Here is a 25,115-nt window from a genome sequence, read left to right as displayed (position 1 = left end):
GCAGATAATCAGCGTTTTAGAGTGGCTTCAACAAGGTCAGCCAGTTTTTTAGCAGCATGGCGATGTTGGAGCGTCCGTGCTGCATGGGCAGCATGTTTTAGCTCATCAGGATGCTCAAAGAGATGGAGGAGCATGTCGCAGAGCTTTTCAGACTTGAAATCACGCTGGCGAATCATCCAGCCCCCGCCTGCGCGCTCCATCGTTTGAGCATTGACGCCTTGCTCATCAGAGGCAGCAATGGGGAGGGGCACCATGATGGAGGGACGCCCCGCTGTGGCGAGTTCTGCCACGGAGGAGCCACCAGCCCGCCCGATGACGAGATGAGCCTTTTTAAGCTCGGAGGCGACATCATCAATAAAGGGGGTAACATGTGCTGTGATACCGACTTGTTTGTACAAGTTGGTTAGCACGGGGACCATATCCTCATGGGCTTGCTGCGTAACATGCAAGCGGATGCGGACATATTGGGGTAAATTACAGAGGGCTTGAGGCACGACCGTACTGAAAATCTGCGCACCAAGAGAGCCGCCCCAGATGAGGAGATGGATGGGGTCCTCATTTGTATGGAGGGTGGGTGGGCTGTATGGCTCATCAGCTAGGGCTTCAATCGCAGGGCGGACGGGCATACCTGTTTGGATGACCTTTTTCCCAACAGGGAGGCGCATGACCCGTGGGTAAGAGGTGGCAATGGCATTAGCAAAGCGTGAGAGAACAACATTGGCTTGGCCGAGAATAGCGTTGCCCTCATGGATGATGAGCGCAGGGCGGTTACGGCACAGCAAGCGGCTGCCTAGTAACGGGGGGATGGAGGGGTACCCCCCAAAGCCGATAACGGCGGCTGGACGGCAGATAGCGATGAGTTTACGCGCGCCAAGGCAGCTCCATAATAAGCGACTAATTGCTTTAAGCTTATCAAGTGGTTTTTTACCCGCCACGCCGCTGCTGGTGAGTGTATAGCGGGGGTAGAGCGCAAAGATGCTTTGTTCTGCGCGATTACGGCGTTGGTCTGTCATGAGGATGAGCGGGTAGCCACGCTGGTGGAGTTCTTCCCCCAAGGCAATAGCGGGGAAGAAATGCCCGCCTGTTCCTCCAGCGGCGATGATGATAGGGGCGTGTGTCATGCGTTATTCTTCCTTTTTAGATGGAGCTGATAAGCGTGTATTGGCCTCATGAGAGGCTGGTGTAAAGAGGCCTGGTTTTGCACGGTGGCGTGTTAAGGCTAGGGCCATGCCGATTGTTAAAGCAACAGAGAGAGCGGAACTTCCCCCATAGGAGATAAACGGTAAGGTCATCCCTTTAGTGGGGATTAAATGTAGCGATGACCCCATATTGACAAAAGCTTGTAAGCCAAAGCCTGTTATCAACCCGCTTGTGGAGAGGATGATGAAAGGGTTCTTCTCCTCCAATAAGCGATTGAGCGTGGAAAAGACCAAGATAGTAAAGAGCGCGATGATAAAAAGGCACATGACAAAGCCATATTCTTCCCCCGCGACGGAAAAGACAAAATCAGCATGAGCATCGGGTAGGAGGTCTTTAACACGGCCTTCCCCCGGCCCACGTCCGAGCAACCCGCCGTTACCAAAGGCACGCATAGAGGTATCAATTTGGTAATGGTCCCCCACATCGGGGTGGAGGAAGCGTTGCACGCGGGAGTGAACATGCTCAAACACCAGATACGCAACACCAAAAGCCCCTAAAGCTGCGGAGACGAGCATACCAAAGACAATAATAGGCAAGCCATCAATAAAGAGTTGGGTGATGAACACCATGCTAATGACAGATAGCATCCCGATATCTGGTTGGGCTTGAAGGAGTGCAGCAATGACCAGATAAACACCACAAGCGACCAAACGCCCCGGAAATCGCCAACCATTAGAGAGGGTTTTTTCATAACGAAGGTTAAGCAACCACCCCGTCACAACGGCGAAGCAGGGCTTTAGAAACTCCGAAGGCTGCACAGACATTAAGGGTAGGGCAATCCAGCGGCGCGCGCCTTTAATTTCCATCCCATGAATGAGCGTCATGAAGGTGGCTCCCAAGGCCATGACCCCGCCAATGAGCGCAATGCGTAGCACCATGCGCGGGGTCAGGCGGGATGTGACGATGACGACTGCCCCGGCTAAGGCCAAAAAGACCACTTGTTTGAGGATGAACATATTGCGTGAGGCCCCAATGCGGTGGGCCACAGCAGGGCTTGCGGCGAGCATGAGGATATAGCCAAGGGCGATGAGCGCACCAACGCAGCTAAGGCTTACATGGTCGAGACTACGCCACCATTGGGCATGGTGGGAGTTGTTCGTGCGGTCGGATAGAGCCATTAGCGGGCTTCCTCCTCAGCAGGGCAATCGGCATGGCAGAGTGTGCGTGCGAGGGTGGCAAAGGCTGTGCCACGTTCCTCAAAATTACGGAATTGGTCAAAACTCGCGCAAGCGGGGGAGAGAATAATTGGTAAGGGGGTGGTGCTGGCTTGTGCATAGGCCCAAGCGGCGCGGGTGGCTTGCTCCAACGTTGTGCTGATTTCAAAAGCTATATTATGGGCTTTAAGCGTCTCGGCAAGGAGGGGGGCATCCTGCCCAATGAGGAAGGCGCGACTTACATGCCCTAAAACCGGGGCGAGATTTGTAATGCCGCCCTCTTTAGTTATACCGCCAGCAATCCATAAAAGATGAGGAAAAGCCCGCAGAGCGTGGAAGCTGGCTTCCGCATTGGTGGCTTTGCTATCATTGATAAAAGCGATGCCCTTTGCCTCTGCGATATGTTGCAGGCGATGGTCTAACCCGGGGAAGCTGCGTATGCCACGGGCAATGCTTGTATCAGAGAGCCCCAGATGACGCGCTATGAGGCGGCAGGCTTCAATATTCTGGGCATTATGCGGGCCGGGTAGGAAGGGGGCATCCTCCGGGGAAAGGGCATCGGTGATAGTAAGAGTATGGACGTCTAGCCCTTGGGAGGTCAGGCGGGTTTGGAGGGGTTTGCTCCATGAGGCAGCCTCTCCCAAAAGGGCGAGGTCGCCTTTGGTCATGTTATCAAATACATGAGCTTTGGCGGTGAGATAGCCCTCCATAGAGCCATGACGGTCGAGATGGTCAGGTGTTAAATTGAGGAGGACAGCCGCACAAGCGTGATAATGCTCCAGACGCTCGAGCATGTAAGAGGACATCTCGATAACATAAACACCATCATCGCCAAGGGGCGGTAAGGCCAGAGAGGCCGTGCCGAAATTGCCGCCACAATAAGCAGGAATACCGGCCTCGGTGAGGATATGGGTTAATAGAGCCGTAGTGGTGGACTTGCCATTGGTCCCCGTGATGGAGACAAAGCGCGCTTTAGAGCCTGCTTTGCGGGTGACCTGCCAGAGCAACTCCGCATCGGAGAGGATGGGGATGTGCTGCTTTTGAGCAAGGCGTGCCGTAGGGTGTGGCTGCGGTAGATGATGGGCAATGCCGGGTGAGAGGATGAGGGCTGTAAAGCCGGTGAGGTCATCAAGTGGGGCCAGTGTGAGGCTGGGATGGACGGTCAGGGCCTTAGAGAGGGTAGGGTTATGGTCATCCCACGCATGAACCTCCGCCCCCATAGCGAGGAGGGCTTCCACAACAGCAGCTCCATTACGCCCTAGCCCGCATACAGCATAACGCTGCCCGGAGAGGAGGGTTTTAGGCCATGATGAGGGAGGAGGTGATGTGGGATGGGCCATGATTAGCGTATCTTCAACGTAGCGAGGCCACATAGCCCCAAGATGATAGCGACAATCCAAAAGCGTACGACAATCTTTGGCTCTTGCCAGCCCATTTTCTCAAAATGATGGTGGAGGGGAGCCATAAGGAAAATACGTTTCCCCGTCCGGCGGAACCAAAAGACTTGGAGAATGACGGAGATGGTCTCCATCACAAATAACCCCCCTACGAGGCAGAGGACTAGCTCGTGCTTAACCGCTACGGACACCGCGCCTAAAGCCCCACCAAGGGCTAGGGAGCCGGTATCGCCCATAAAGACCTCTGCCGGAGGGGCATTGAACCATAAGAAGCCCAAACCCGCCCCAATGAGAGCCGCGCAGAAGATGCTTAGCTCCCCCGTGCCAGGGACGTGATGAAGCTGAAGATAATCTGCAAAGACGTGGTTACCAACCAGATAGGCGATTAAGGCAAAGACCAAAGCAGCGATGATGGAGGGGACAGTAGCGAGGCCATCAAGCCCATCAGTGAGGTTTACCGCATTACCAAAACCTGTGATGGTGACCATTGCAAAGAGGGGGAACACATAGCCCAAATGCAACATGAAGGTTTTTGTAAAGGGAAAGGCCACCGCATTGCGGAACTCTGGCGGGGTGAGGGCCTCCATCGCAATGCCTGCAAGACAAGAGATGAGGAACTCCCCACCGAGGCGGAGTTTTTTAGAGACCCCTTTGCTATTGCCTTTGGCGAGTTTGAGGTAATCATCTGCAAAGCCAATAGCGCCAAAGCCTAGCGTGGTGAGTAAGACAGCCCACACAAAACCATCGCGTAAATCTGCCCATAATAGGGTGGAGAGAGCGAGGGAGAAAAGAATAAGGCCCCCGCCCATTGTGGGGGTGCCTGCTTTCTCCAAAATATGGCGTTCTGGCCCTAAAGCGCGGATGGGCTGGCCTTGCCGTTGAATGCGTTTAAGCTGGGCAATAAAAGGTTTCCCCAAGAGGAGGGAGATGATTAATGCCGTTAAGCAAGCACATCCGGCCCGAAAGGTCATATAATGCAGTAGGTTGAGCAGGCCACCATGGGAAGAATAGGGAGCGGCAAGGAGGTTAAACAGCATTAGGTGGACTCTGGGCTGTGGGATGATTCGGGTTGGTCTAATAACGCAATGAGGTCACGCATACGGCTTCCCAAGCTGCCCTTTACAAGCAAAACGTCCCCCTTCTGCAAAGCAGGGCGTAGAAGAAGGGCAAGTTGGGTTGATGTCTCAGCATAACCGCCCTGTAGGGATCGGGGAAGGGCCTCGTAAAGGGATTTCATATGCGGGCCACAACAAAAAGTAAGGATGTTATGCTCTGTTAACGGTTGGGCTAGGGCACGATGCTCCTCTGCGGCAAAGGTGCCGAGCTCGCGTATATCCCCCAGGGCGGCAATATGGCGGGGGGCGGGCATTAAGCTCAGCGTCTCCAGTGCTGCACGTATGCTGGGGCCGGAGGCATTATAGCTTTCATCCAATAAGGTGATTTCACCGGGTAAAAGCCGTTGTTGCCCACGCCCCGCCTCGGGCTGGAAGTGGCGTAAAGCCGTGGCCCCCGCCTGGGGCGGAAGGCCCAAAGCAGCAATTGCACCAAGAGCTAGAGCGGCATTGCGGGCGAGGTGAGGCCCCGGGGCTGTAAGTGTAAGCTGTGCTTCCCCCGCCGGCGTGGAGAGATGAAGTTGGCTTCCCGTGGCGGTGCAGTGCAGCTCATCACAATGAATGGTTGCATGAGACGTTGTCCCCACCTGCCAGAGGGAGACATCTTGTGGGATAGCGTGGGTGACAGCGGGGAATTGCGCGGCTTCTTCTGGGCAGAGGGCCGTTCCACCCGCTGGTAGAGCCGCAAAGAGGCTGGCTTTTTCCGCAGCGATGGCGTTAAGGCTGCCCATATGGCCGAGATGCGCGCTCCCGATGGTGGTAATAAGGCCAATATCGGGGCGGATTTGAGCCACTAGAGGGGCAATCTCGCCAGGGTGGTTCATGCCTACTTCGCTAATGCAAAAGGCAGCGTCTTGAGGTAAGCGCGCTAAGGTAAGGGGGACGCCCCAATGGTTGTTAAAGGAAGCCACCGAGGCATGAACCTTCCCATAAGCGGCTAAGGCTGTGGCGAGCATGTTTTTGGTTGTGGTTTTGCCTACGCTCCCTGTGATGGCAATGGCCTTGCCTTTAAACTGAGCACGGCGATAACGCCCTAATGCCTCTAGGGCCTGCATCGTGTCCGAGACGAGGAGGAGGCGAGGGTCATCGGTTAAGCCAGCTTTAGCAATGGCCGCACCATCATGAGCTATAACGCAGGCCGCGCCATGCTCTAAAGCCTGCTTGAGATATTGGTGCCCATCCGCATTATGGCCAATGAGTGCAATAAAAAGGTCCCCCGGTTGGAGGCTGCGCGTATCAATACAGACAGCACGGACATGCACATCACCGGTGAGCTGGCCTTGTGTGGCGTTGCGGAGGTCTTGGCTTGTCCAAAGTGGGGCTGTGCTGGTGGGCATTATGATAACTCCGCAGCGAGGGCGGCTGTGAGTGTACGGTCATCAAAAGGATGGGTTACCCCGTTGATAATCTGGCCAGTCTCATGGCCTTTCCCAGCGATGAGCAGCACATCACCTTCTCTGAGGCTCTCAAGAGCGGTTTGGATAGCGTCTTTGCGGTTACCAATCTCTTGCGCTTGGGGAGCTGTCGCGCGGATGGCGGCACGGATAGTGGCGGGGTCTTCGCTGCGGGGGTTATCATCAGTAATGATGACTTCATCAGCGAGATGAGCGGCAATCTGCCCCATGAGAGGGCGTTTGCCTTTGTCGCGGTCGCCTCCTGCACCAAAGACCACCACCAACCGCCCCGCTGCGTGGGGGCGGAGGCTGAGGAGAACATGCTCTAATGCATCAGGCGTATGGGCGTAATCAACATAAGCGCAGGCCCCATTAGGGAGGGTTGCGACCGGTTCACAACGGCCCGGTACCCCTTTTAAATGGGGGAGCAGGGCGATGATGGCGTCTGCTTCCTCCTCATGCTCCCAGCAAAGAGCGGCGGCAAGCAATGCATTTTCCGCTTGGAATCGCCCCGGTAGTGGGAAGTGAATAGGCGGTAATGTACGGCCATAAAGCTGGATGGTGAGGTCTTGCCCATGTGGGGTTGGTTGCGCATCGAGAAGGCGGATTGTCTCACCCTTTGTGCCGACTGTGCGGAGTTTTAGAGCGCGTTTTGCGGCAATATGCTGGAGGGCGTTTCGGCTCTCAACATCTATATCATCATTGATGACCGCAAGCCCCCCTTCCGGCAATAGGGTGCTAAAGAGGGAGAGCTTAGCGTCTCGATAGTCCTCCATCGTGTGATGATAATCGAGATGATCACGCGTGAGGTTGGAAAAACCTGCTGCGGTAATGGCCACGCCATCAAGCCGTTTTTGATGAAGCCCGTGGGATGATGCCTCTAAGGCAACATGCTCAACACCATAGGTTTTTAGGCGCGCGAGTGTTGTTGCTAAGCTAACAGCATCAGGCGTGGTTAAGGCTGGCAGAGGGGGCATCTCTACATCGCTGATGAGGCCTAACGTGCCGAGGCTGGCAGCTTTATAATGGCGGAGTTGATAAAGCTGGCGGAGGAAGTCAGCCGTGCTGCTTTTGCCATTTGTCCCCGTAATGGCGGTGATATGTGCTGGTTGTGGCCCTGCGAGGTAAGCGGCCGCTTGGGCGAGGAAATGGGCTGGGTCCGCTACAGGGATGAGGGGGGCTGTATGGCCGTTTTCATGTCGCTCCGGCGGGAGGGTTTCCCCTTGTTTGGGGGCAAGGATGATTGCGGCTGCCCCTTGGGCAATCGCGGCGGGGATGAAGTCTCGCCCATCATGTTTATGGCCGCTTAGGGCGACAAAGAGGCTCCCCGCTTTGACCTGCCGACTATCAGCCGTGATTGCGGTGATGAGGGGGTCATGCGTGCTGGGGGAGGAGAGAGCGTAGCGATGGAGTAAGGCAGAGAGTTTCATGAGCAGGGCCTAATGAGCGTGATGAGGGGTATGTTTAGCAGCAAGGCGATTAACAGCCGCCGCGCCGGGGTCATTACCGGGGCCAAGGGGGCGACGCACTCCCGGCGGGACGGGTGGGGTCAAAGCAAGGGCGAGTTGGTCATCAAGCTGCTGGGCCTTCTCCGGCGGGACGGGAAAGAGGCCCAGCATAGGGGCAACGCGTGTAACGATTTTGGAGAATGTCGGTGCGGCAATCCAGCCGGCGGTTGTCCAGCCATGGGTTTCTGCCGTACCTTGGGGGGCATCCAGCATGACATAGAGTGCATAGCGTGGGGCGTTCATGGGGAACATGCCGGTAAAGGCGGTAATATTGACGTGTTTAAGGTACCCGCCATGTGCCCCGATTTTCTCTGCCGTGCCGGTTTTCCCACCAACGAGATAACCGGGGCTTTCGGCCTTTTTACCGATGCCTTTTGTAACAACGAGCCGTAAAATACGCCGTAATAGGTCTGCATTGTGGGTGGAGATGAGATGTGGGCCTTTCTCCTCCTCAGCCATCACGACATCATCATTTAGATGATCGCGGGCTAAGAGTGTAGGGGTGACGAGGTACCCACCATTCCCCGTTGTGGCTGTCCCACGGACGATAGCGAGAGGGGATTCCGCAACACCATGACCAAAGCCTACGGTCATAACGGTGGTTTCCCCCCAATTTTTGAGGGAAGGGACGATGGGACGGCCCGCCTCGGGGAGTTCGACTGGGACGCGGTCGAGGAAGCCCATATTTTTAAGCCAATCATGTTGGCGTTCCCGCCCGACATCTAGGGCAATATGAGCTGAAGCAGGGTTGGAGGAAAACGCCATGACCGATGGTAGAGCCAGCCAAGGGGCGAAATGGTCGGTCTTTAAGTCGGAGATTTTAAACCGCCCTACCTTGATAGGAGTGGTAGAGAATTGGTCCCACGGATGCGCTACCCCAAGCTGTAACGCCATAGCTGCTGTTTGTAGCTTAAAGGTCGATCCCGGCTCATACATACCTGTTACTGCACGGTTAAAGCGTGCATCATCTGAGGCATGGGCGAAGTTATTCGCATCATAATCAGGCAAGCTAATCATAGCGATGATTTCCCCCGTATGGACATCCATGAGGATGGCCGAGGCCCCGATAGCGCGGAAGCGTGTTTTGGCTTCATTAAGTTCATCGCGCATTGCCGCTTGCACGCGGGCATCAAGGGAGAGGCGCAGGGGGGTGCGGTCGCTGAGGAGGCGTTGATTAAAATATTTCTCCACCCCTGCAATGCCGTGATTATCAATATCCACAGCCCCTAATATTTGCGCGGCAAGCGTGCCAAGCGGGTAATGGCGTTGTTCACCATTCTCAAAATAAATGCCGGGGATGCCTAGATTATTAATTGCCAATTCATCAACAGGGGCAATATTGCGGGCGAGATAAACGAACTGTTTTTTCTGCTTTAAGCGGCGAATGGTCTCAGGGATATTTAGATTAGGCAATATGGAATGGAGTTGTTTGGCAACATCTTCAGGCTCAATAATTTCCATCGGGTTGGCGTAAACTTGCACAACCGGCAGAGAGAGAGCCAAAGGCTGGCCGTTACGGTCTGTAATGGTAGCGCGTTGAATATTAGGCAGTACAAACCCACTGCCAGCGAGGGCTTTAGGGTCTGGGTGGGGAATGTCAGGAATAATCGCCCCGACTTGATTAGGAAGCGGGGCCATAGGGGCAAGAATGGTGGCAAAGAGGGCCTTTAACGCGACCCCACCATAAAGAAAGAGAAATCCCATCCCCAAATAGATGAGCCGATTATGGCTTGTTTCTAACCAGCTAAAAGGGTTTTGCTTACGGTCATTGCGCCATTGCCGACAGGCCGCTACCCAACGGAGGAGAAAAAAGGGCCTCCGTTGTTTCTTATGAGCTGTATGGGAAGGTTTGGCAGCCATGGGGCGGGGGTTCGGTTACGAAAGAGGTGGAGGAGGGGAGCGGTACGCCTTACCGCTTTGATTAGTTCGTTAAAGGCGTAGGCGGGGGTAAGGGGGCTTGGTCGTCATCACCAAAAGAGAGGGCGGATGTATGGATGCCCCTTTCATGGCTGTGGTGTCCCTCTTGGTGAGAAGCAGACGGATGCCAAGCGACATCATCCGTAGCCTCTGTATGGGGATGGGACGTTACAGAATGGCTTTTGTGAAGGATGGTAGCATCTGCATCATGCCGGTGAGGGCGTGTGGCTTTAGTATTATCAGGCCCGCTAAGTAAGGCAAGGTCTTGCTCTAAACTGTGGTTTGTGACGCTCTGCTTATCCGCAATGCTGGCGGGGCTGTGCGTGTGTGTGGTGTGGTGTTCAGTGAGGAGGCTATCATCATGCGGGGTCGCTGTTGTGGGGGCAGCAGGCGTGGTGAGGGCCACTAATGTACGCCGTGCTTGCTCCCGCGCAGGTGTCATGGCAATGACATGATGGCTGATTGCAGGGAGTCTCTCTCGTAAATTGGCAAGCTGAACAAATTGTGTAGGCTCGACCTGCCTTAGTTGAGGCAGCACACGTTGCGATAACGCAGAGAGGCGGTCTGGCTGGTTGAGCAACGCCCATTGTGTGCGGAGTATTGCCGTCTCTTGCTGGACGCGGCGGGTTTCCTCCACTGTTTTGCGAATATCTTGATTCAGCACGAGGGTTTCATGCTTCTTTGTATAAAGAAAGAGGCCAGACCCAGCGGCCATCGCGGCGCAGAGAAGAGTAGCAAAACGGATCATGCGGAAGCTCCATGGGCGGAAATGCGCCGCAGAGCGCGCAAACGTGCGCTGCGGGAACGAGGATTAAGGGTAAGCTCTGTCTCGGAGGGAGAGCGAGGCCGTGTATGGAGCAGCGCAAAAGCGGGGGCTTCTGCCTGCTGTAAGGAGAGAGGGGTATGGCGTGACGGCCCTGCAACACGGCCCGTTAGCTGGGCAAGGGCGCGCTTAACCATTCTATCCTCTAGGGAATGGAAGGTCACAATACAGAAAATACCGCCCGGGGCGAGCAAGTTAGGGGCCGTTTTTAGGGTGCGCTCTAGCTCGCCTAATTCGTCATTCACAGCGATGCGGATGGCTTGGAAGCTCCGCGTTGCAGGGTCGAAATTGGGTCGTTCTTTCGGCACAGCCTTGCGGATGATTTCGGCAAGTTGCCCTGTCGTCTGGAGGGGGCCGCTCTGGCGGGCATCTACAATAGCGCGGGCAACCCGGCGGGAGCGGCGTTCCTCCCCATAATGGTACAGAATATCTGCCAGAGCAGCTTCGCTCTCCCCATTGACGATATCGGCCGCACTAGGGCCGGTTGCGCTCATCCGCATATCCAAAGGCCCATCATGACGGAAGGAAAAGCCGCGTTCTTCTTGGTCGAGTTGGAAGGATGAAACACCGAGATCCAAGACGATGCCATCAAAAGGTCCATATGCGCCGACAAGCTTCTCCATCGCGCTAAAGGTGCCTTGATGGAGGTGCAATCGCCCCTCTGAGGCGGCAATGAGAGGCTGGCCGCGTTTAATTGCATCAGGGTCGCGGTCAATCGCATGGACTGTGCAGGGCGCGGCGCGGAGGAGGGCACGGCTATAGCCGCCACCGCCAAAGGTGCCATCCAGATAAGTCCCGCCCGGTTTAGGGGCTAATGTCTCTAGCACTTCTGGCAGCATAACGGGGAAGTGCCCTTCCTGCCGCATATCTTCGGCAATGCGATACATATCGTGGTTCATGGTGCGGACTCCTCACGCGGGGAGGTGACCTTGCGGCGGCCTAGCTCACGCGCATGGCTGCGCGCCTGCTTCCTACGGTCTTCAGCAAGAGCGGGGTTCCATATCTGAAAGACACGCCCAAGCCCCATAAAAGTAACGTCCCCCTCTAGGTTGGCATATTCCTTTAACGCCTTGGGGAGGTTGACGCGTCCCTCTTTATCGCAATCAAGCGGGTAGGCATCAGCGTAAAGGCTTGTGGCGAGGTCGTCATGCTCCTCAGAGAAAGGATCATATTCATCCAACGCATTGGAGAAGGCGAAGAAGGCAGAGGATGTCCAACCTTCTAAGCAATCATGGAGGTGGGAGGGGCGGATAATCATCATCGCATCACCCGGCCGGGCATTATCGCGTAGGACTGCCCGAAAGGGTGAGGGGATGGAGATGCGTCCTTTTGCATCCACCTTGCTGGCATGGGTACCGAGAAACATAGTCATGTTGTGAAATGCTCCTCCCCTTTACCTGAGTGATGGATACAACGTCCCACAAATTGGGAGCTTATGGGGTATCATGGGATTTTATGGGTCGTCAAAGTTTTATTGTGCAAAAACGGCGATAAAGTGCGTTTTTTAGGCAGAAAAAAGGAGGCAAAGGGAGGGAAAATTATTTTAAAATTAATGAACGATGAATGGAGGGTAAATAGATTCTATCGGGCTGTTAGGAGTGTATCTCTTGTGAAAAGAAGGGTTTGTGGGATGACAGAAAAAGGCCGCCTTCTTGTCATGATGACGGCAAATCTCATGATGAAGCTTTGTTGTGATTAAAAGAATGTTAGGGAAGGAGGGGTAAGGGCCAGATGGTCTGTAAGCCGGGTTCTGTCCTATCCCCTTACGGGGATGGGGCGATCATTCCTCTGGGATGTATTTTGCAATACACCTCACGCAACCAACCCGAATGACGGGGCAGGCACCCCCAGCCATATGTGGCTTGTCATTCCTATTCGGTCTTGCTCCCGGTGGGGTTTACCATGTCCGCTGCTGTTGCCAGCCGCGCGGTGCGCTCTTACCGCACCGTTTCACCCTTATCCGCATCACCCTTGTAAAAAGGGGGATAGGCGGACGGTTTTGTTTCTGTGGCACTGTCCCTAGGGTCACCCCCGCCGGCCGTTAGCCGGCACCGTCTTCCTGTGGAGCCCGGACTTTCCTCCCTAGCCCTTTTAAAGAGCTACAGCGATCGCCCGACCATCTGACTGGGCTGCTTATGCCTGCCTCATGGGGGGAGGTCAAGTTAACGGAAGGGTTAAGGGATGAGGGGGCGATATAATCCGGGGGAGCCTGCGTCGGTCATGATGCTTTGGCCAGCACGATCAACACGAAGGTGAAATAACAGCTCAGCCGATGGTGTTGTGCCGGGGCAGCCATTCCCATGCCGTCCCAAGACATCAATAGAGGGTACGGGTGTACTCGCATCCCCGTTGACGACCATAACAAGGCAGCGGCGTGGCATGGTGGTAAGGCCTTTACGGGTAATGACCGTCCGTAAATGCTCTACCAAAGCCGTATTATCGAACCAGCTTAGCTTATTAAAGGTGAAACGGTCATAGAGGTTATCTAGTGCGCCTGTTCTCACAAAAATGAACATTAAGAAAAAGGCTGGGACGATAACAATGAGTCGGCGGATGATATGCTGTTTGAGAGAGCGCGGCGGCCTTGGGCGGCGGCGGCCAAGGCGTGGGGGCGTGTTGTCTGTCACGATGATGAACCTGCATGTTTTGAATGAGGGGATGAGCAGTGAGATAGCAAAACCGCCCCGCTAAAAGCAAAGCAGGACGGTCTTGTGTTGTGATAACCATGGGGAGAGCGAGGGGAGGGAGCTTTTTTAAGCTCCCATATCCTCATGCCATGCATCTCCCGTTGAGGCGATGAACTTACGCGCCTCCTCTGGTCCGTAAGAACCTGCGGGATAATGTGTCATGGGCACTTTATTGGCCGCCCATGTCTGCAATGTAGGTTCAACCCATGCCCATGCGGCTTCTACCTCATCGCGGCGGATAAAGAGAGCGGGGTAGCCGCGTACAGCATCTAGCATGAGACGCTCGTAAGAATCGGGGATGAGAGAGCCATCAGCCGGGGCGAAGCGTCCGTCCATAGCACCATGCTGGAGGGAAAAGTCCGCAGCAGAGGGGTTTTTGATGTTCAGGGCCAGGCCAAAGCCCTCATCAGGCTGAAGGCGGATGACAAGGCGGTTATGCTCCCCGTCTTTACCAAACAGAGAGGAAGCTGTTTTTTTGAAGGTCACCACCACCTCGCTCACTTTTTTATGAGAGCGTTTGGCGGTGCGGATATAGAAGGGGACATCCTTCCAACGTGGGGTATCGACATAAGCGCGCATAACGGCGTAAGTCTCTGTTGCGCTCTCTGTACCCAGCTCCTCTAAATAACCGGGGACCTTCGAGCCAGCCATCTCGCCAGCAACATATTGGGCGCGGAGTGTCTCCTGTGCCACCTTATCAGCTGGGATGGGGCGCAGGGCTTTGAGAACCTTCACCTTGGCATCGCGAACAGAATCTGCACCAAGGTCTGCCGGGGCTTCCATCGCGCATAGGCTAAGCACTTGCAGCAGATGGTTTTGAATCATATCGCGCAGGGCACCGGATGTATCATAATAAGCAGCGCGGCCCTCGACCCCCACCGTCTCTGCGGCAGTGATTTGGATGCTTTGGATATGCTCAGCCGACCATACTGCGTTAAAAACAGGGTTAGCAAAGCGCAGAGCGATGATGTCTTGTACAGTTTCTTTGCCGAGATAATGATCGATGCGGAAGATTTGTTCTTCTTTAAAGAAGCGGCTTACACCTTCATTAATAGCACGGGCAGAGGCACTATCGGTCCCAATGGGTTTCTCCAGCACAACGCGGGATTGTGGCGTGATGAAGTTGAAGCGATGCAGATTCTCGCTAATCGCTTCAAAAAGCTGTGGCGCAGTGGAGAAATAAAAGACGCGGATGCGGTCTGCTGGGGATTGCTCTAAGAGTGCATGGAGGTCATCCCAGTTATGGTCGCTTTTAGTGCCATCAAGTGTGATGTAATGCACTTTTTTGAGGAAACGCTCAATGAGGGCTGCATCCTTATGGGCGGGAGGCAGAAAATGCTCCAACGCTTCCCGTGCCCGCTCCCGATACTCATCGCATGAGAGTTCTGAGCGTGCCGTGCCGATGATGCGTGCATCTTCAGGAACATGCCCGATACGGAGCTGATTATACAGAGCGGGGAGGAGCTTGCGCATCGTCAAGTCGCCCGTCCCACCGAAGATGACATAATCAAACGGTGCGGTTTGTTGAGAGTAAGCCATAATGGGCGTACCTTTCCTAAAGGGGAAATTAGGGTGAGGCGAAAGCGACCTCTTATTTCTGGTTTCTTACCTTTAAAGCCTCTAGCCTTGTTTATTCAAGCCATAACCGCATCGCAGGTGAGGAAGCCGCACTGACGGAGGGTATGGTGGGGCTATGCAAAATTATGAGGGATGCTGTTACGCCTTATTTAGAACTGCTATTTTGCTCCTTGCGAGTATTTTTGGCGATTTTAAAGTCGTTTTATCCCCTTTATGACGGAGGGTGTGCTTTTTTCCCACAGGGAGCGGTATTGACCCCTTCAAAAGGGGGCGATAAGCCGCCTAAACATCGTAGCGTGTAATTGTTGAGTAGGGAGGCAGAGAGATTATGGATATGAATCATAATGAAGAAGGTACGGTAACAGGCGGTATTGCGGTGGATCGCTTGCGTTCTATCATCGAGCGTGTGGAGCGTTTGGAGGAGGAACGTAAAGCATTAGGGGCGGATATTCGTGATATTTTCACCGAGGCAAAATCCGCCGGATTTGATGTAAAAGTGGTCAAACAGATTATCAAATTGCGTAAGCAAGAGCCTGCTGAGGTTGAGGAGCAAGAAACATTGCTGGATATTTATCGGCGCGCTTTAGGTATGTAAGGCGGTTATGGTAGGTCAGGCAATTCGGTATGTGTTTTGCAGGCTTGTTGTAATACGCTGATAAAATGGTTGATGAGAGGTGGTTGTTCGCCTCTGCGCACCCCAATCGCGAGGGCTGCATGGGGGGCAGGCCGTGCGATTTTATGGAATGTCACCCCACCTGTATGAAGTTGGTGGAGTGATTGGGGGACGATGGACACCCCCAAGCCTGCGGCCACAAGGGGGATGGTTCCTGCAATTTGTGGGGCTTGTTGGCCAAGGGCAGGCGTAACTCCGGCATCGCGATAAGCCGCTAATATAGCGTCAAAGAATCCCGGCCCTAATTCCCGCGGGAAGATGATGAGTGGCTCGGTGGCTAAGCGGCTGAGGTGAATCTCTGCTACATCGGTAAAAGGATGCCCTTTCGGTAAGGCGATGAGGGTCGGTTCATCTAATAAAGGAATGACATGGACATTCGCTTGATCCGGCACAGGCGGGCGCAAAATTGTGATGTCCGTGCGGTAGGAGAGTAAGGCCTCGCACAAGGCGGGGGTATTGCTTTCTTCTAGGGAGAGGGTAACGCCCGGCGCAATGGTGCTGAATTGGCGGATGGCAAAAGGAATGCTGGGGAGGAGGGGGACAGCCCCTGCTAAGCCAATGCGTAGATGGCCCTTCTCCCCTCTGGCAAGGCCGTGTGCATCCTCAATGAATTGACGGCGTAAGTCGAGAATCAAACGCGCATGGGGCAAGAGTGCGCGTCCGGCTTCTGTTAGGCTGACACCGCGTGCTTGGCGGCGAAAGAGGGCAATGCCGAGTGTATGTTCTAAACGGCGGATTTGTTGGCTGAGGGGTGGTTGTTCCATCCCTAGCTTTTCAGCAGCATGGGTGATGTTGCCTGTCTCAGCAATGGTCACAAAATAGCGAAAATGACGAATCTCCATAGGAGCCATATATAAGATATATGGTGGTAATGGTAACTATATATTTGTGACCTTCCCTAACCTGCTTTAGGGAAGAAGAGAGTAACAACACAGGGGGCAATATGACTCGACCTTCAGGTGTAAAGCCGAACCGGCTTTTCCAGACATCTACCATGGCCGCGTTGTTGGACGCTGTTTATGACGGTGAAATGACGCTGGGTGAGCTGGTTCAGCATGGTGATTTCGGTCTGGGTACGTTTGATGCTCTAGATGGTGAGATGATCGTCACCGAAGGGGAGGTACGGCAGTTCCGCTCCGAGGGGATTGCTTCTGGCACGACAGCGGATATGAAGACCCCTTTCGCTTGTGTGACCTATTTTGAGCCTGAAAAGACCGTCACAATTGATAAGCCCATGAGCAAAGAAGAGTTTGAGGCTCTTGTAAATGAGCTTATCGATAACCCTAACCTCTTTGGGGCTGTGCGGTTTACCGGTGAGTTTGAGAAAGTCGATACACGCACAGTCTTTTGCCAGCATAAGCCTTACCCGGGCATGTTGGAGGTTGTGGCCAAGCAGCCGACCTTCAAAATGGGGGAGATTAGCGGTGTGATGCTTGGCTTCCGTACCCCGCCTTATATGCAAGGGATTAATGTTGCAGGTTATCACCTCCATGTTTTGAGTGATGATCGCAAGCATGGCGGGCATGTGACGGATTACCGTGTGAAGTCTGGCAAGCTGGAAGTCGCCCGTATGTCCGACTTGGAAATCTCCCTGCCAAAGACAGAAGAATTCGCTAAGGCCGACCTCCTGCCAGCAGGCTTGCATGAGGCTATTCGCACGGCTGAGGGCGGTTGATTTTTACTTGGTTTGATATGTTTACAATAACACCGCCTAGATAATGGCGGGGTTATATGGGATTAGGAACGTAGCTCATGACGCAGAAGAAAGCTCCTAACGCGGGCAAAACAACAGCGGATCTTATCGTCCGTAATTTAGAAGCCCATGGCGTTGACCATATTGTCGGGATTCCCGGTGCAAAGATTGACCGTCTCTTTGAGGCATTGGAAGATTCTCCCATCCGCACCATTGTAGCGCGGCATGAGCAAAATGCCGTCTTTATGGCGGGGGGGATTGGCCGTATCACGGGTAAAGCTGGTGTAGCGATTGCCACATCTGGCCCCGGTGTGTCCAACCTGACAACCGGTTTGGCAACAGCAACCTCCGAGGGTGATGCTGTCCTCACCATTGGCGGGGCTGTTGGGCGTGCTGATTTGCTGAAATTGACCCATCAAAGCATGGATACAGTCAGCATGTTGCGCCCGGTGACGAAATATAGCGCAGAGATTGGTGATCCCGCTGCGGCCTCCGAGGTTATCGGCAATGCGCTGCGTGCAGCAGAGAGCCCCCGGCAGGGCGGTGCCTTTGTAAGCATCCCGATGGATGTGCTGAACGCAGAAATCACCAAAGATTATCCGCTAATGGGTAAACGCAGCTTTGCTAAAGCTGGCCCAGCCCCAGAGGATGAGATTAAGGATGCCGCTGCGGCGATTAAGAAGGCTAAAAAGCCGGTCGTCCTATTGGGGATGAAGGCCAGCAAGCCTGAAAATGCCGAGGCAATCCGTGCTTTTATTAAGGCAACCAACTTACCGGTAACGGAGACCTACCAGGCTGCTGGTACTCTCTCTAAAGACTTGCAATCGCGCTTCTGTGGTCGGATTGGGTTGTTCCACAACCAGTATGGTGATTACCTGCTGCAAGAGGCGGACCTTGTCATTGCTATTGGGTATAACCCCATTGAGTATGATCCCGGCCTTTGGAACACGAAGCCTGATCGCCCGATTGTGAATATTGATGTCGTTCCGGCTCAGCTGGACAATGCCTTTAATCCAGAAATTGAGTTGATTGGCTCCATTGTTCATACATTGCAGCATCTGACGCAGGAGGTTTCTGGCCTTTCCAACGGTGCCGCTTTGGATAAGATCCTAGAGCTGTATCGTGCCTCTCAAAAGCTCGCTTTCGAGAAGGCAAAAAGCACCCAGCAGGGGATGCTCCATCCGCTTGAGGTCATCAAGGTGATGGAAGATATCGTCGCGCAGGATATGACAATCTGTTTGGATATGGGGTCCTTCCATATTTGGCATGCGCGTTTCTTGGACGTCTTCCGTGCACGGCAGATGCTCATCAGTAACGGCCAGCAGACGATGGGCGTTGCTCTGCCATGGGGTATGTCTGCCAGCATCCTTAACCCAGCGCAGAAGGTTATTTCCGTCTCTGGCGATGGTAGCTTCATGATGTCCTCTATGGACCTGGAGACGGCTGTTCGTCTGAAGAGCAACCTCATCCATATCATCTGGGTGGATCAGCACTTCAACATGGTCCGTATTCAGGAAGAGAAGAAATATGGCCGTGATGCCGCAGTAGCATTCGGTCCGATTGACTTTGCAGCCTTTGCCCGCTCTTTTGGGGCGAAGGGGATTAACGTCAATAGCGTAGAGAGCTTTAAAGCTGCTCTGCGTGAGGGGATGGAGACACAAGGCCCGGTTGTGATTGCTGTGCCTGTTGATTATGCCGATAACCCTGGCCTAATGGACCCGCTACCGGCTCTTGCTAAGTAAGAGGTAGCCTTTTATTAGGTCGTGAGGAGAGGGGGCGTGATGAACGCCCCCTTTTTCCATCAGAGGTATTAGTATAGATGAGAGTGATTATCATTTAGTAATCTCATTGATTATTAAGTTTAGTCACATTTTGTTTTATTGATTGTTCATTAAGCCCCTCATACAACAAGCCATTATGAAAATTGGCTTATTTATTCCTTGTTATATAGATGCATTCTTTCCCAAAACAGGCATTGCAACGTTGGAGTTGCTGGAGAAATTGGGGCAGGATGTTGAGTATCCTATGGACCAAACCTGTTGTGGTCAGCCTATGGCGAACTCCGGGTGCAATCGCGATGCGAAAGAGACAGAAGCACTCTTTATCCGCAATTTCGCTAAATATGATATGATTGTGGCTCCATCTGGGAGCTGTGTTCATCATATTCGTGAGAACTTTGATGCGATTGAGCAGACTGATGAGGTCCGTCATGTGCGGCAAAATACGTATGAGCTTGTAGAGTTCATTCATGATGTGCTGCGGGTGCGGGAGTTCCCTTGGGCAGAGTTTCCTCACAAAGTAGGGCTGCATAATAGTTGTGCAACATTACGCGCTTTGCGTACGGCCAGCATGTCCGAGTTGGGCGAGCCGTTCTTCTCCAAACCTAAGACGTTACTTTCTGCGGTGAAGGGTATTTCCTTCGCAACACCGAAACGCCCTGATGAATGTTGTGGTTTTGGCGGCACATATTCCGTAACGGAGGAAGCCGTCTCAGCACGGATGGGGTTGGATAAAGTGAATGATCACCATAATGCGGGGGCGGAATATATTGTCTCTGCCGATACATCTTGCATGATGCACCAACAAGGCTGTGCGGAGCGCAATGGCGTGCCAATCCGCTTTATTCATATTGCTGATATTCTTAATGGAGCGCGCTCATGAGGGAGAAGCCAGTCCCGCATGCCTCATTGGCGGCTGAGTTTTTAAAGGATGATCTGCATCGCATTTTTCATGATGAACGTCTTTGGGGGATGCGGCAGAAACGGGATGAACAAATGCATGAGCTGCCAGAATGGCAGGAGCTGCGCCAACAAGCATCCCGGCTTAAAGAGCATACACTTGCCCAGTTGCCGCATTATTTGGAGCAATTTGAGCAGAATGCAAAAAAGAATGGGATTCACGTCCATTGGGCACGCGATGGGGCAGAGCATAACCGCATCGTAGAGGGCATCCTCAAGGCGCATGGTCATTCATCCATCATCAAAAGTAAGTCGATGATTACCGATGAATGTGAAATGCGCGAATATTTGGAGCCTAAAGGCATTACCGTTACGGAGACAGACCTCGGCGAGCGCATCCAACAGTTGGATAATCAGCTGCCTAGCCATGTGGTGGTCCCCGCGGTGCAGAAGCTTACCAAAGATGTTGCGAAGGTTTTTGCCAAACATTACCACACAGACCCTGCGATTGATGACCCTCACGCTTTGGCAGAGGCACAACGCAATGCAGCGCGTCCCGTTTTGCTGAGTGGCGATACAGGCATGACGGGGGGGAACTTCCTTGTTGCAGAGACAGGGAGTTTTGTGGTGTGTACTAATGAAGGCAATGCGGATTTAAGCGCGAATTTGCCGAATCTACATATCGCGACATTAGGGATTGAACGGCTTGTGCCGCGGATGGAGGATTTAGGCGTGTTTATACGCTTATTATCCCGCAGCGCGCTTGGCTCACCCATTACGCAATATACAACGCATTTCCGTAAGCCGAAGAAGGGCGGGGAGATGCATGTCATCCTTGTGGATAATGGCCGCTCAGAACGGTTGGGGATGGAGGATTTTTGGTCCTCGCTCAAATGTATTCGCTGTGGGGCGTGTATGAACACCTGTCCCGTTTATCGGCGGTCTGGTGGTCAGTCTTATGGTGCGGTTTATTCTGGCCCTATCGGGGCGATTATCGACCCTACGTTTAATGCGAAGAAGTTTAGTACACTTCCCTTTGCCTCCACGATGAATGGAAGCTGCACTAATGTATGCCCGGTGAAGATTGATATTCACGACCAGCTTTATAAATGGCGGCGTATTTTAGCCGAGCGGCATGAGATTCCTTTTGTGAAAAAGGAAATTATGAAGATGGCCGGGCGGTTATTATCCCAGCCGAAATTATATCGCCTCTCCATTAGCGGGACAGAGGTGGCTTTAAAAACCATGCCGCGTTTTGTGTTGTATAATTATTTGAACCCATGGGGAAAACATCGCGAGCTCCCTCACCCGGTGAAGGAGACATTCCATAGTTGGTACAAAAAGAACCGTTTAAAGAAAGAGACTACCGCGCAGGAGGGGACATCATCATGAGTGATAAGGCTATGAGCGCGCGTGATGTCATTCTTAGTCGTTTACGGGCGGTGAAGTCCCCTGCGGAGGAGGCTTACCCTTTGCCTCCCATTGTGATGCTGGGTGACCAAGATGCTAGCCCGGAGCGTTTTGAATCCAACCTTGCTTTGATGGGCGGGCAGATGATTCATCGCCAAGATGGTGAGACGGTGGAGGCAGCGATTGCGCGTGCTTTCCCTAAACGGCGTAATCTCTGCACCGCTGTGCCTGAAGTAAAAGGCACGTTACGAATAGAGGACCTCACCACGCACCAAGAGGCAGATACAGTGGATGTTATGGTGGTGCGTGCAGCCTTTGGCGTGGCGGAGATGGGCGGTATCTTCCTTAGCGAAGTGGAGTTGAAGGACCATCTCGCAGATGTCCATCTTGCACAGCATTTGGTTGTTCTGCTCGCCAAAGATGAGTTGGTCGGGAACATGCATAATGCCTACCGGGAACGTTCAGAGTTCCGTACAGCAGGGTATGGCGTGTTAATGTCTGGTCCTTCTGCCACAGCGGATATTGAAGGGGTCTTAATCCGCGGCGCACAAGGCGTGCGCAGCCTTTCGGTTATATGGGCGTAGCGATAAAGGGGAGGGGCGTTGGGATGAAGGCGTCCCTCCCTTTAAAGGTTTAAGCGTTACGAGAGGCTGTTACGCGGTCTTGTACATAGCGGAGTAATTCTGGCAGCCCATCCCTGCTGACCCCGGAGAGGAGATGGACCTCCGCGCCAGAGGCAGCTTCCAAAGCGGCTTTACGTTCTGCAATATCTTCTGGCAGAAGTGCATCGCATTTATTAAGGACTAAAACCTCTGGTTTAGCAGCAAGGCCTTCATCATAGGCTTTGAGCTCTTTACGAATCATCCGCCAATTTTGGACGAAATGTTCATCTGTCCCATCAATGAGGTGGATGAGTAGCGCGCAGCGTTCCACATGGCCGAGAAAGCGATCACCCAGCCCTGTACCTTCGCTTGCGCCCTCAATGAGGCCGGGAATATCGGCAATGACGAACTCTTCCATAGCGTTAAGACGCACAACGCCAAGTTGAGGATGCAGGGTTGTGAAGGGATAATCAGCAATCTTGGGCCGGGCACGCGAGGCTACAGAGAGGAGAGTGGATTTACCTGCATTGGGTAGGCCCACAAGGCCGACATCGGCAATGAGTTTCAGCCGGAGCCAAACCCAGCGTTCCTCCCCGGGGAAGCCTTTATCCGCACGGCGCGGGGCCCGGTTGGTGCTGCTTTTATAATGAGCATTACCAAGCCCGCCATCACCCCCCTGACAGAGCAGAACGGTTTTATTATCTTCATCAAGGTCAGCAAGAAGGGTCTCACGGTCTTCATCAAAGATTTGCGTACCGATGGGCACATCAATGATGACATCATCCGCTCCAGCCCCCGTTCTGTTGGAGCCAGCCCCATTCCCTCCCTTACGGGCGCGGAAATGTTGAGTGTAGCGGAAGTCGATTAATGTATTAAGGCTCGGCACAGCCCGGACGTAAATATGCCCACCCCGGCCACCATCACCGCCATCAGGGCCGCCAAACTCGATATATTTTTCGCGCCGGAAAGCGACCACACCATCCCCCCCATCACCGGAGCGGACATAGATTTTAGCTTGATCAAGAAATTTCATGAGAAAGACCGCATGTACGAAGGGAGGAGGGGAGAAGAAAAAAGGCCGGCACCATGATGGAGCCGACCCTTCCTCATGCTCTGCGCCTATAAGGGCAACAGAGAGTGTTACTCAGCAGCTTCTGCTAGGGCAACGGACACATGGACCTTACCACCAGCACGACGCTGGAAGCGCACGCGGCCATCAACGAGGGAGAAAAGTGTATGGTCACGGCCCATACCGACATTCTCACCCGGATGCACCTTTGTGCCACGCTGACGGACGATGATGTTCCCAGCGATGACGCTCTGGCCACCAAATTTTTTCACACCGAGGCGGCGGCCTGCGCTATCGCGCCCGTTACGGCTGGAACCACCTGCTTTTTTTTGTGCCATGACTGTGTCTCCTTAAAGAACGGGCGAAGTTACGCGGCGTTGATTGCGGTAATACGCAGAACAGTTACCGGCTGGCGATGGCCATTCTTACGGCGGCTATTCTGACGGCGGCGTTTTTTGAAGATGATGACCGTTGGCAAGCGATCTTGGGCAACAACCTCAGCGGTAACACTAGCCCCTTCGACCAGCGGAGCCCCAACCTTGGTGCTGCCTTCACCACCAACCATAAGAACATCGGAGAAGGTCACTGTGCTACCAGCCTCAGCCTCTAGCTTTTCGACCTTCAAGATAGCGTCTTTAGCAACGCGATATTGTTTCCCGCCCGTGCGGATGACTGCAAACATGCAAAACTCTCTTTATGTTACCGAAGCCTCTGGCCCTTAGCCTCACCTAGCTTTGTAGGTTTGGCAGACCCGCTCGCTTTTTTTCATTGGTTCAAACAATTTCCTACCAGTGGTAGAAAACCATAGGAACAGTGGGGTTCTGTACTGCTTTTCCCTTGTATCGTCAATAAATAAAGTAGGATTTATGGGTTGCAGGGGAGGATTGACGAGAGGATGAGAGGGGAAACCCCTTGCCAAGTGGGTAAAATCTCGCCATAACACCGGCATTACTTGGTGGTGTCCGGGCATAGTCCCGGCTTTAGCCCCAAGCCCCGGAGAGGTGCCAGAGTGGTCGATTGGGGCGGTCTCGAAAACCGTTGAGCGTGCAAGCGTTCCGAGGGTTCGAATCCCTCTCTCTCCGCCAAGGATTCCGTATTTTTTACATATGAATCATCATAGAAGATGCTAGTCTCGGGTAGATTGCTGCTTATACAGCAGAGTTTAGGGAGCTGCAGGATGAAGACGCGTATCATTCTAACGGTATTATCAGCCACGGTTATGGTCTCTTTAAGCCATGCTGGATGTGCGAAGTCTAAGCAGAATCCTAATATAGACCCGCGAGACCCGGGCATGTTTGTTATTTTCAATAAGGCAGAGCATGGCAATGCAAGTGCTCAGAGTGTCATGGGGAACGCTTATCTTTTTGGGATAAGTGTTGCACAGGATGAAGTAAGAGCGGCTGAATGGTATAAAAAGGCGGCAGATCAAGGTGATGTGCCGTCTCAATCGAAGATGGGTGAGTTTTACGACCAAGGCATAGGTGTGCCTCAAGATTACGCAAAAGCTGCCATGTGGTACCAGAAGGCGGCTGTTGAAGATGATGTTACAGCCCAAGAGGGGCTTGGGACGTTATACCGGTTGGGGCGGGGTGTTCCTCAAGATTATGGCAAGGCCTTAGAATGGTATCGGAAGGCCGCAGAGCAAGATGATTCAGTGGCCCAATATAATATTGGGTTATTATACGAGTACGGGCAGGGCGTTCCCCAAGATTATAACGAAGCTTTAAAATGGTATCAAAAGGCCGCAGCTCAAGATGATGACTTGGCGTTAGCAAAGCTTGGAGAGCTTTATAGGGATGGCCATGGTGTCCCGCGTGATTATGCAAAGGCGTTTGCTCTGTTCCAAAAAGCAGAGAAGCAAGGTAGTGCAGCGGCAGCCTATGATATAGGTTTGGCTTATGAGAATAAGCAGGGCGTGAAGCGCGATGAAGATACCGCTTTAGCGTGGTATAAAAAAGCCGCCGAGGCAGGTTACGCCCCTGCCCAAACTAAACTGGGGACAATTTATTGGGGGTGGCAAGACCTCGATACGGCGATAGCCTATTTGGAAAGTGCCGCTGCACAAGGTGATGATGTTGCGGCTTATACTTTGGGGCTTATATATCTAGAAGAACATTCAACAAAGCGGGATGTACATATAGCGGCAAATTGGCTTCGTAAAGCAGCGTCTATGGGTAATATAGATGCACAGAAGAAGTTAAAGAAGCTGTGATATAAAAC

General features: G+C 53.3%; 23 protein-coding genes, 1 tRNA gene and 1 other RNA gene. 8 read left to right on the top strand and 17 right to left on the bottom strand.

Going from position 1 to position 25,115, the window contains the following annotated elements; genetic code table 11:
* Positions 1–8 precede the first annotated feature (8 nt).
* The 13 genes from murG to zwf all read right to left on the bottom strand — a co-directional run bounded on the left by murG (position 9) and on the right by zwf (position 14,731).
* Positions 9–1,121 (bottom strand): undecaprenyldiphospho-muramoylpentapeptide beta-N-acetylglucosaminyltransferase, encoded by a 1,113-nt coding sequence (gene murG, locus NQF89_RS03085; RefSeq protein ID WP_155579428.1) that lies wholly within the window; start codon positions 1,119–1,121, stop codon positions 9–11.
* A 3-nt stretch (positions 1,122–1,124) separates the two neighbouring features.
* Positions 1,125–2,318 (bottom strand): FtsW/RodA/SpoVE family cell cycle protein, encoded by a 1,194-nt coding sequence (locus NQF89_RS03080; RefSeq protein WP_155579427.1) that lies wholly within the window; start codon positions 2,316–2,318, stop codon positions 1,125–1,127.
* Positions 2,318–3,694, bottom strand: a complete 1,377-nt coding sequence (murD, locus tag NQF89_RS03075) for a UDP-N-acetylmuramoyl-L-alanine--D-glutamate ligase (RefSeq protein ID WP_266137472.1) — start codon at positions 3,692–3,694, stop codon at positions 2,318–2,320. Before murD ends, NQF89_RS03080 begins: the two co-directional genes overlap by 1 nt.
* Before the next feature lie 2 nt (positions 3,695–3,696).
* Positions 3,697–4,788, bottom strand: coding sequence for a phospho-N-acetylmuramoyl-pentapeptide-transferase (mraY, locus tag NQF89_RS03070; RefSeq protein ID WP_155573340.1), 1,092 nt, complete (start codon positions 4,786–4,788; stop codon positions 3,697–3,699).
* Complete coding sequence (locus NQF89_RS03065; RefSeq protein WP_266137471.1) at positions 4,788–6,200, bottom strand: UDP-N-acetylmuramoyl-tripeptide--D-alanyl-D-alanine ligase; 1,413 nt, start codon at positions 6,198–6,200, stop codon at positions 4,788–4,790. The genes mraY and NQF89_RS03065 overlap by 1 nt, the downstream gene beginning before the upstream one ends.
* A complete protein-coding gene (locus NQF89_RS03060) occupies positions 6,200–7,687 on the bottom strand; it encodes a UDP-N-acetylmuramoyl-L-alanyl-D-glutamate--2,6-diaminopimelate ligase (RefSeq protein ID WP_266137470.1) in 1,488 nt (495 codons plus the stop codon). Before NQF89_RS03060 ends, NQF89_RS03065 begins: the two co-directional genes overlap by 1 nt.
* A gap of 9 nt (positions 7,688–7,696) precedes the next feature.
* On the bottom strand, positions 7,697–9,469 hold the full coding sequence (locus tag NQF89_RS03055; RefSeq protein WP_266137502.1) for a peptidoglycan D,D-transpeptidase FtsI family protein: 1,773 nt from the start codon (positions 9,467–9,469) through the stop codon (positions 7,697–7,699).
* 217 nt (positions 9,470–9,686) lie between these two features.
* On the bottom strand, positions 9,687–10,430 hold the full coding sequence (ftsL, locus tag NQF89_RS03050; RefSeq protein ID WP_266137469.1) for a cell division protein FtsL: 744 nt from the start codon (positions 10,428–10,430) through the stop codon (positions 9,687–9,689).
* The gene (gene rsmH / locus NQF89_RS03045; protein WP_155579481.1) at positions 10,427–11,371 is read right to left on the bottom strand and encodes a 16S rRNA (cytosine(1402)-N(4))-methyltransferase RsmH; all 945 of its coding nucleotides are present in this window, start codon (positions 11,369–11,371) and stop codon (positions 10,427–10,429) included. Before rsmH ends, ftsL begins: the two co-directional genes overlap by 4 nt.
* 29 nt (positions 11,372–11,400) lie before the next feature.
* A complete protein-coding gene (mraZ, locus tag NQF89_RS03040; protein ID WP_155579420.1) occupies positions 11,401–11,877 on the bottom strand; it encodes a division/cell wall cluster transcriptional repressor MraZ in 477 nt (158 codons plus the stop codon).
* Positions 11,878–12,228: 351 nt separating this feature from the next.
* An RNA gene (gene rnpB / locus NQF89_RS03035) (RNase P RNA component class A) lies at positions 12,229–12,629 on the bottom strand.
* 50 nt (positions 12,630–12,679) lie between these two features.
* Positions 12,680–13,132, bottom strand: coding sequence for a hypothetical protein (locus NQF89_RS03030; protein ID WP_266137468.1), 453 nt, complete (start codon positions 13,130–13,132; stop codon positions 12,680–12,682).
* Positions 13,133–13,258: 126 nt separating this feature from the next.
* Entirely contained in the window at positions 13,259–14,731 is a 1,473-nt protein-coding gene (gene zwf, locus NQF89_RS03025; protein WP_266137467.1) for a glucose-6-phosphate dehydrogenase, read from the bottom strand.
* A gap of 367 nt (positions 14,732–15,098) precedes the next feature.
* Between zwf and NQF89_RS03020 the strand changes: the two genes are divergently transcribed.
* Positions 15,099–15,365, top strand: coding sequence for a DUF2312 domain-containing protein (locus NQF89_RS03020; protein ID WP_155573333.1), 267 nt, complete (start codon positions 15,099–15,101; stop codon positions 15,363–15,365).
* Between the two features lie 5 nt (positions 15,366–15,370).
* Here NQF89_RS03020 and NQF89_RS03015 read toward each other — a convergent pair whose 3' ends face one another.
* Positions 15,371–16,285, bottom strand: coding sequence for a LysR family transcriptional regulator (locus NQF89_RS03015; RefSeq protein ID WP_155573332.1), 915 nt, complete (start codon positions 16,283–16,285; stop codon positions 15,371–15,373).
* Between the two features lie 101 nt (positions 16,286–16,386).
* Here NQF89_RS03015 and budA point away from each other — a divergent pair, with 101 nt between their 5' ends.
* The 5 genes from budA to NQF89_RS02990 all read left to right on the top strand — a co-directional run bounded on the left by budA (position 16,387) and on the right by NQF89_RS02990 (position 21,808).
* Positions 16,387–17,118 (top strand): acetolactate decarboxylase, encoded by a 732-nt coding sequence (gene budA, locus NQF89_RS03010; protein ID WP_099027182.1) that lies wholly within the window; start codon positions 16,387–16,389, stop codon positions 17,116–17,118.
* A gap of 77 nt (positions 17,119–17,195) precedes the next feature.
* Positions 17,196–18,878 (top strand): acetolactate synthase AlsS, encoded by a 1,683-nt coding sequence (alsS, locus tag NQF89_RS03005; protein WP_266137466.1) that lies wholly within the window; start codon positions 17,196–17,198, stop codon positions 18,876–18,878.
* A gap of 175 nt (positions 18,879–19,053) precedes the next feature.
* On the top strand, positions 19,054–19,797 hold the full coding sequence (locus NQF89_RS03000; protein WP_155573330.1) for a (Fe-S)-binding protein: 744 nt from the start codon (positions 19,054–19,056) through the stop codon (positions 19,795–19,797).
* Complete coding sequence (locus tag NQF89_RS02995) at positions 19,794–21,206, top strand: lactate utilization protein B (RefSeq protein ID WP_266137465.1); 1,413 nt, start codon at positions 19,794–19,796, stop codon at positions 21,204–21,206. Before NQF89_RS03000 ends, NQF89_RS02995 begins: the two co-directional genes overlap by 4 nt.
* Positions 21,207–21,217: 11 nt before the next feature.
* Positions 21,218–21,808, top strand: a complete 591-nt coding sequence (locus tag NQF89_RS02990; protein ID WP_266106593.1) for a LutC/YkgG family protein — start codon at positions 21,218–21,220, stop codon at positions 21,806–21,808.
* Between the two features lie 49 nt (positions 21,809–21,857).
* On the opposite strand, the gene obgE is transcribed toward NQF89_RS02990, so the two are convergent.
* From obgE to rplU, 3 genes are all read right to left on the bottom strand, one after another.
* Positions 21,858–22,859, bottom strand: coding sequence for a GTPase ObgE (gene obgE / locus NQF89_RS02985; RefSeq protein ID WP_155573328.1), 1,002 nt, complete (start codon positions 22,857–22,859; stop codon positions 21,858–21,860).
* Positions 22,860–22,966: 107 nt separating this feature from the next.
* Complete coding sequence (gene rpmA / locus NQF89_RS02980) at positions 22,967–23,233, bottom strand: 50S ribosomal protein L27 (protein ID WP_099027177.1); 267 nt, start codon at positions 23,231–23,233, stop codon at positions 22,967–22,969.
* Between the two features lie 29 nt (positions 23,234–23,262).
* A complete protein-coding gene (rplU, locus tag NQF89_RS02975) occupies positions 23,263–23,577 on the bottom strand; it encodes a 50S ribosomal protein L21 (RefSeq protein WP_099027176.1) in 315 nt (104 codons plus the stop codon).
* Between the two features lie 313 nt (positions 23,578–23,890).
* On the opposite strand from rplU, the gene NQF89_RS02970 reads away from it, so the two are divergent.
* A tRNA-Ser gene (locus NQF89_RS02970) sits at positions 23,891–23,980 on the top strand.
* 92 nt (positions 23,981–24,072) lie between these two features.
* Positions 24,073–25,107, top strand: coding sequence for a tetratricopeptide repeat protein (locus NQF89_RS02965; RefSeq protein ID WP_196424599.1), 1,035 nt, complete (start codon positions 24,073–24,075; stop codon positions 25,105–25,107).
* Positions 25,108–25,115 lie beyond the last annotated feature (8 nt).

This window comes from Bombella pollinis (assembly GCF_026385485.1).
Lineage (GTDB): Bacteria > Pseudomonadota > Alphaproteobacteria > Acetobacterales > Acetobacteraceae > Bombella > Bombella pollinis.
The sequence above is the reverse complement of the archived record's forward strand: the minus strand, read 5'-3'. Positions and strand labels throughout refer to the sequence as shown.

Coding starts and splice junctions, on each gene's coding strand:
- murG (WP_155579428.1), bottom strand. CDS start 1,121: ATGACACACGCCCCTATCATCATCGCCGCTGGAGGAACAGGCGGGCAT.
- NQF89_RS03080 (WP_155579427.1), bottom strand. CDS start 2,318: ATGGCTCTATCCGACCGCACGAACAACTCCCACCATGCCCAATGGTGG.
- murD (WP_266137472.1), bottom strand. CDS start 3,694: ATGGCCCATCCCACATCACCTCCTCCCTCATCATGGCCTAAAACCCTC.
- mraY (WP_155573340.1), bottom strand. CDS start 4,788: ATGCTGTTTAACCTCCTTGCCGCTCCCTATTCTTCCCATGGTGGCCTG.
- NQF89_RS03065 (WP_266137471.1), bottom strand. CDS start 6,200: ATGCCCACCAGCACAGCCCCACTTTGGACAAGCCAAGACCTCCGCAAC.
- NQF89_RS03060 (WP_266137470.1), bottom strand. CDS start 7,687: ATGAAACTCTCTGCCTTACTCCATCGCTACGCTCTCTCCTCCCCCAGC.
- NQF89_RS03055 (WP_266137502.1), bottom strand. CDS start 9,469: ATGGGATTTCTCTTTCTTTATGGTGGGGTCGCGTTAAAGGCCCTCTTT.
- ftsL (WP_266137469.1), bottom strand. CDS start 10,430: ATGATCCGTTTTGCTACTCTTCTCTGCGCCGCGATGGCCGCTGGGTCT.
- rsmH (WP_155579481.1), bottom strand. CDS start 11,371: ATGCGGCAGGAAGGGCACTTCCCCGTTATGCTGCCAGAAGTGCTAGAG.
- mraZ (WP_155579420.1), bottom strand. CDS start 11,877: ATGACTATGTTTCTCGGTACCCATGCCAGCAAGGTGGATGCAAAAGGA.
- zwf (WP_266137467.1), bottom strand. CDS start 14,731: ATGGCTTACTCTCAACAAACCGCACCGTTTGATTATGTCATCTTCGGT.
- NQF89_RS03020 (WP_155573333.1), top strand. CDS start 15,099: ATGGATATGAATCATAATGAAGAAGGTACGGTAACAGGCGGTATTGCG.
- NQF89_RS03015 (WP_155573332.1), bottom strand. CDS start 16,285: ATGGAGATTCGTCATTTTCGCTATTTTGTGACCATTGCTGAGACAGGC.
- budA (WP_099027182.1), top strand. CDS start 16,387: ATGACTCGACCTTCAGGTGTAAAGCCGAACCGGCTTTTCCAGACATCT.
- alsS (WP_266137466.1), top strand. CDS start 17,196: ATGACGCAGAAGAAAGCTCCTAACGCGGGCAAAACAACAGCGGATCTT.
- NQF89_RS03000 (WP_155573330.1), top strand. CDS start 19,054: ATGAAAATTGGCTTATTTATTCCTTGTTATATAGATGCATTCTTTCCC.
- NQF89_RS02995 (WP_266137465.1), top strand. CDS start 19,794: ATGAGGGAGAAGCCAGTCCCGCATGCCTCATTGGCGGCTGAGTTTTTA.
- NQF89_RS02990 (WP_266106593.1), top strand. CDS start 21,218: ATGAGCGCGCGTGATGTCATTCTTAGTCGTTTACGGGCGGTGAAGTCC.
- obgE (WP_155573328.1), bottom strand. CDS start 22,859: ATGAAATTTCTTGATCAAGCTAAAATCTATGTCCGCTCCGGTGATGGG.
- rpmA (WP_099027177.1), bottom strand. CDS start 23,233: ATGGCACAAAAAAAAGCAGGTGGTTCCAGCCGTAACGGGCGCGATAGC.
- rplU (WP_099027176.1), bottom strand. CDS start 23,577: ATGTTTGCAGTCATCCGCACGGGCGGGAAACAATATCGCGTTGCTAAA.
- NQF89_RS02965 (WP_196424599.1), top strand. CDS start 24,073: ATGAAGACGCGTATCATTCTAACGGTATTATCAGCCACGGTTATGGTC.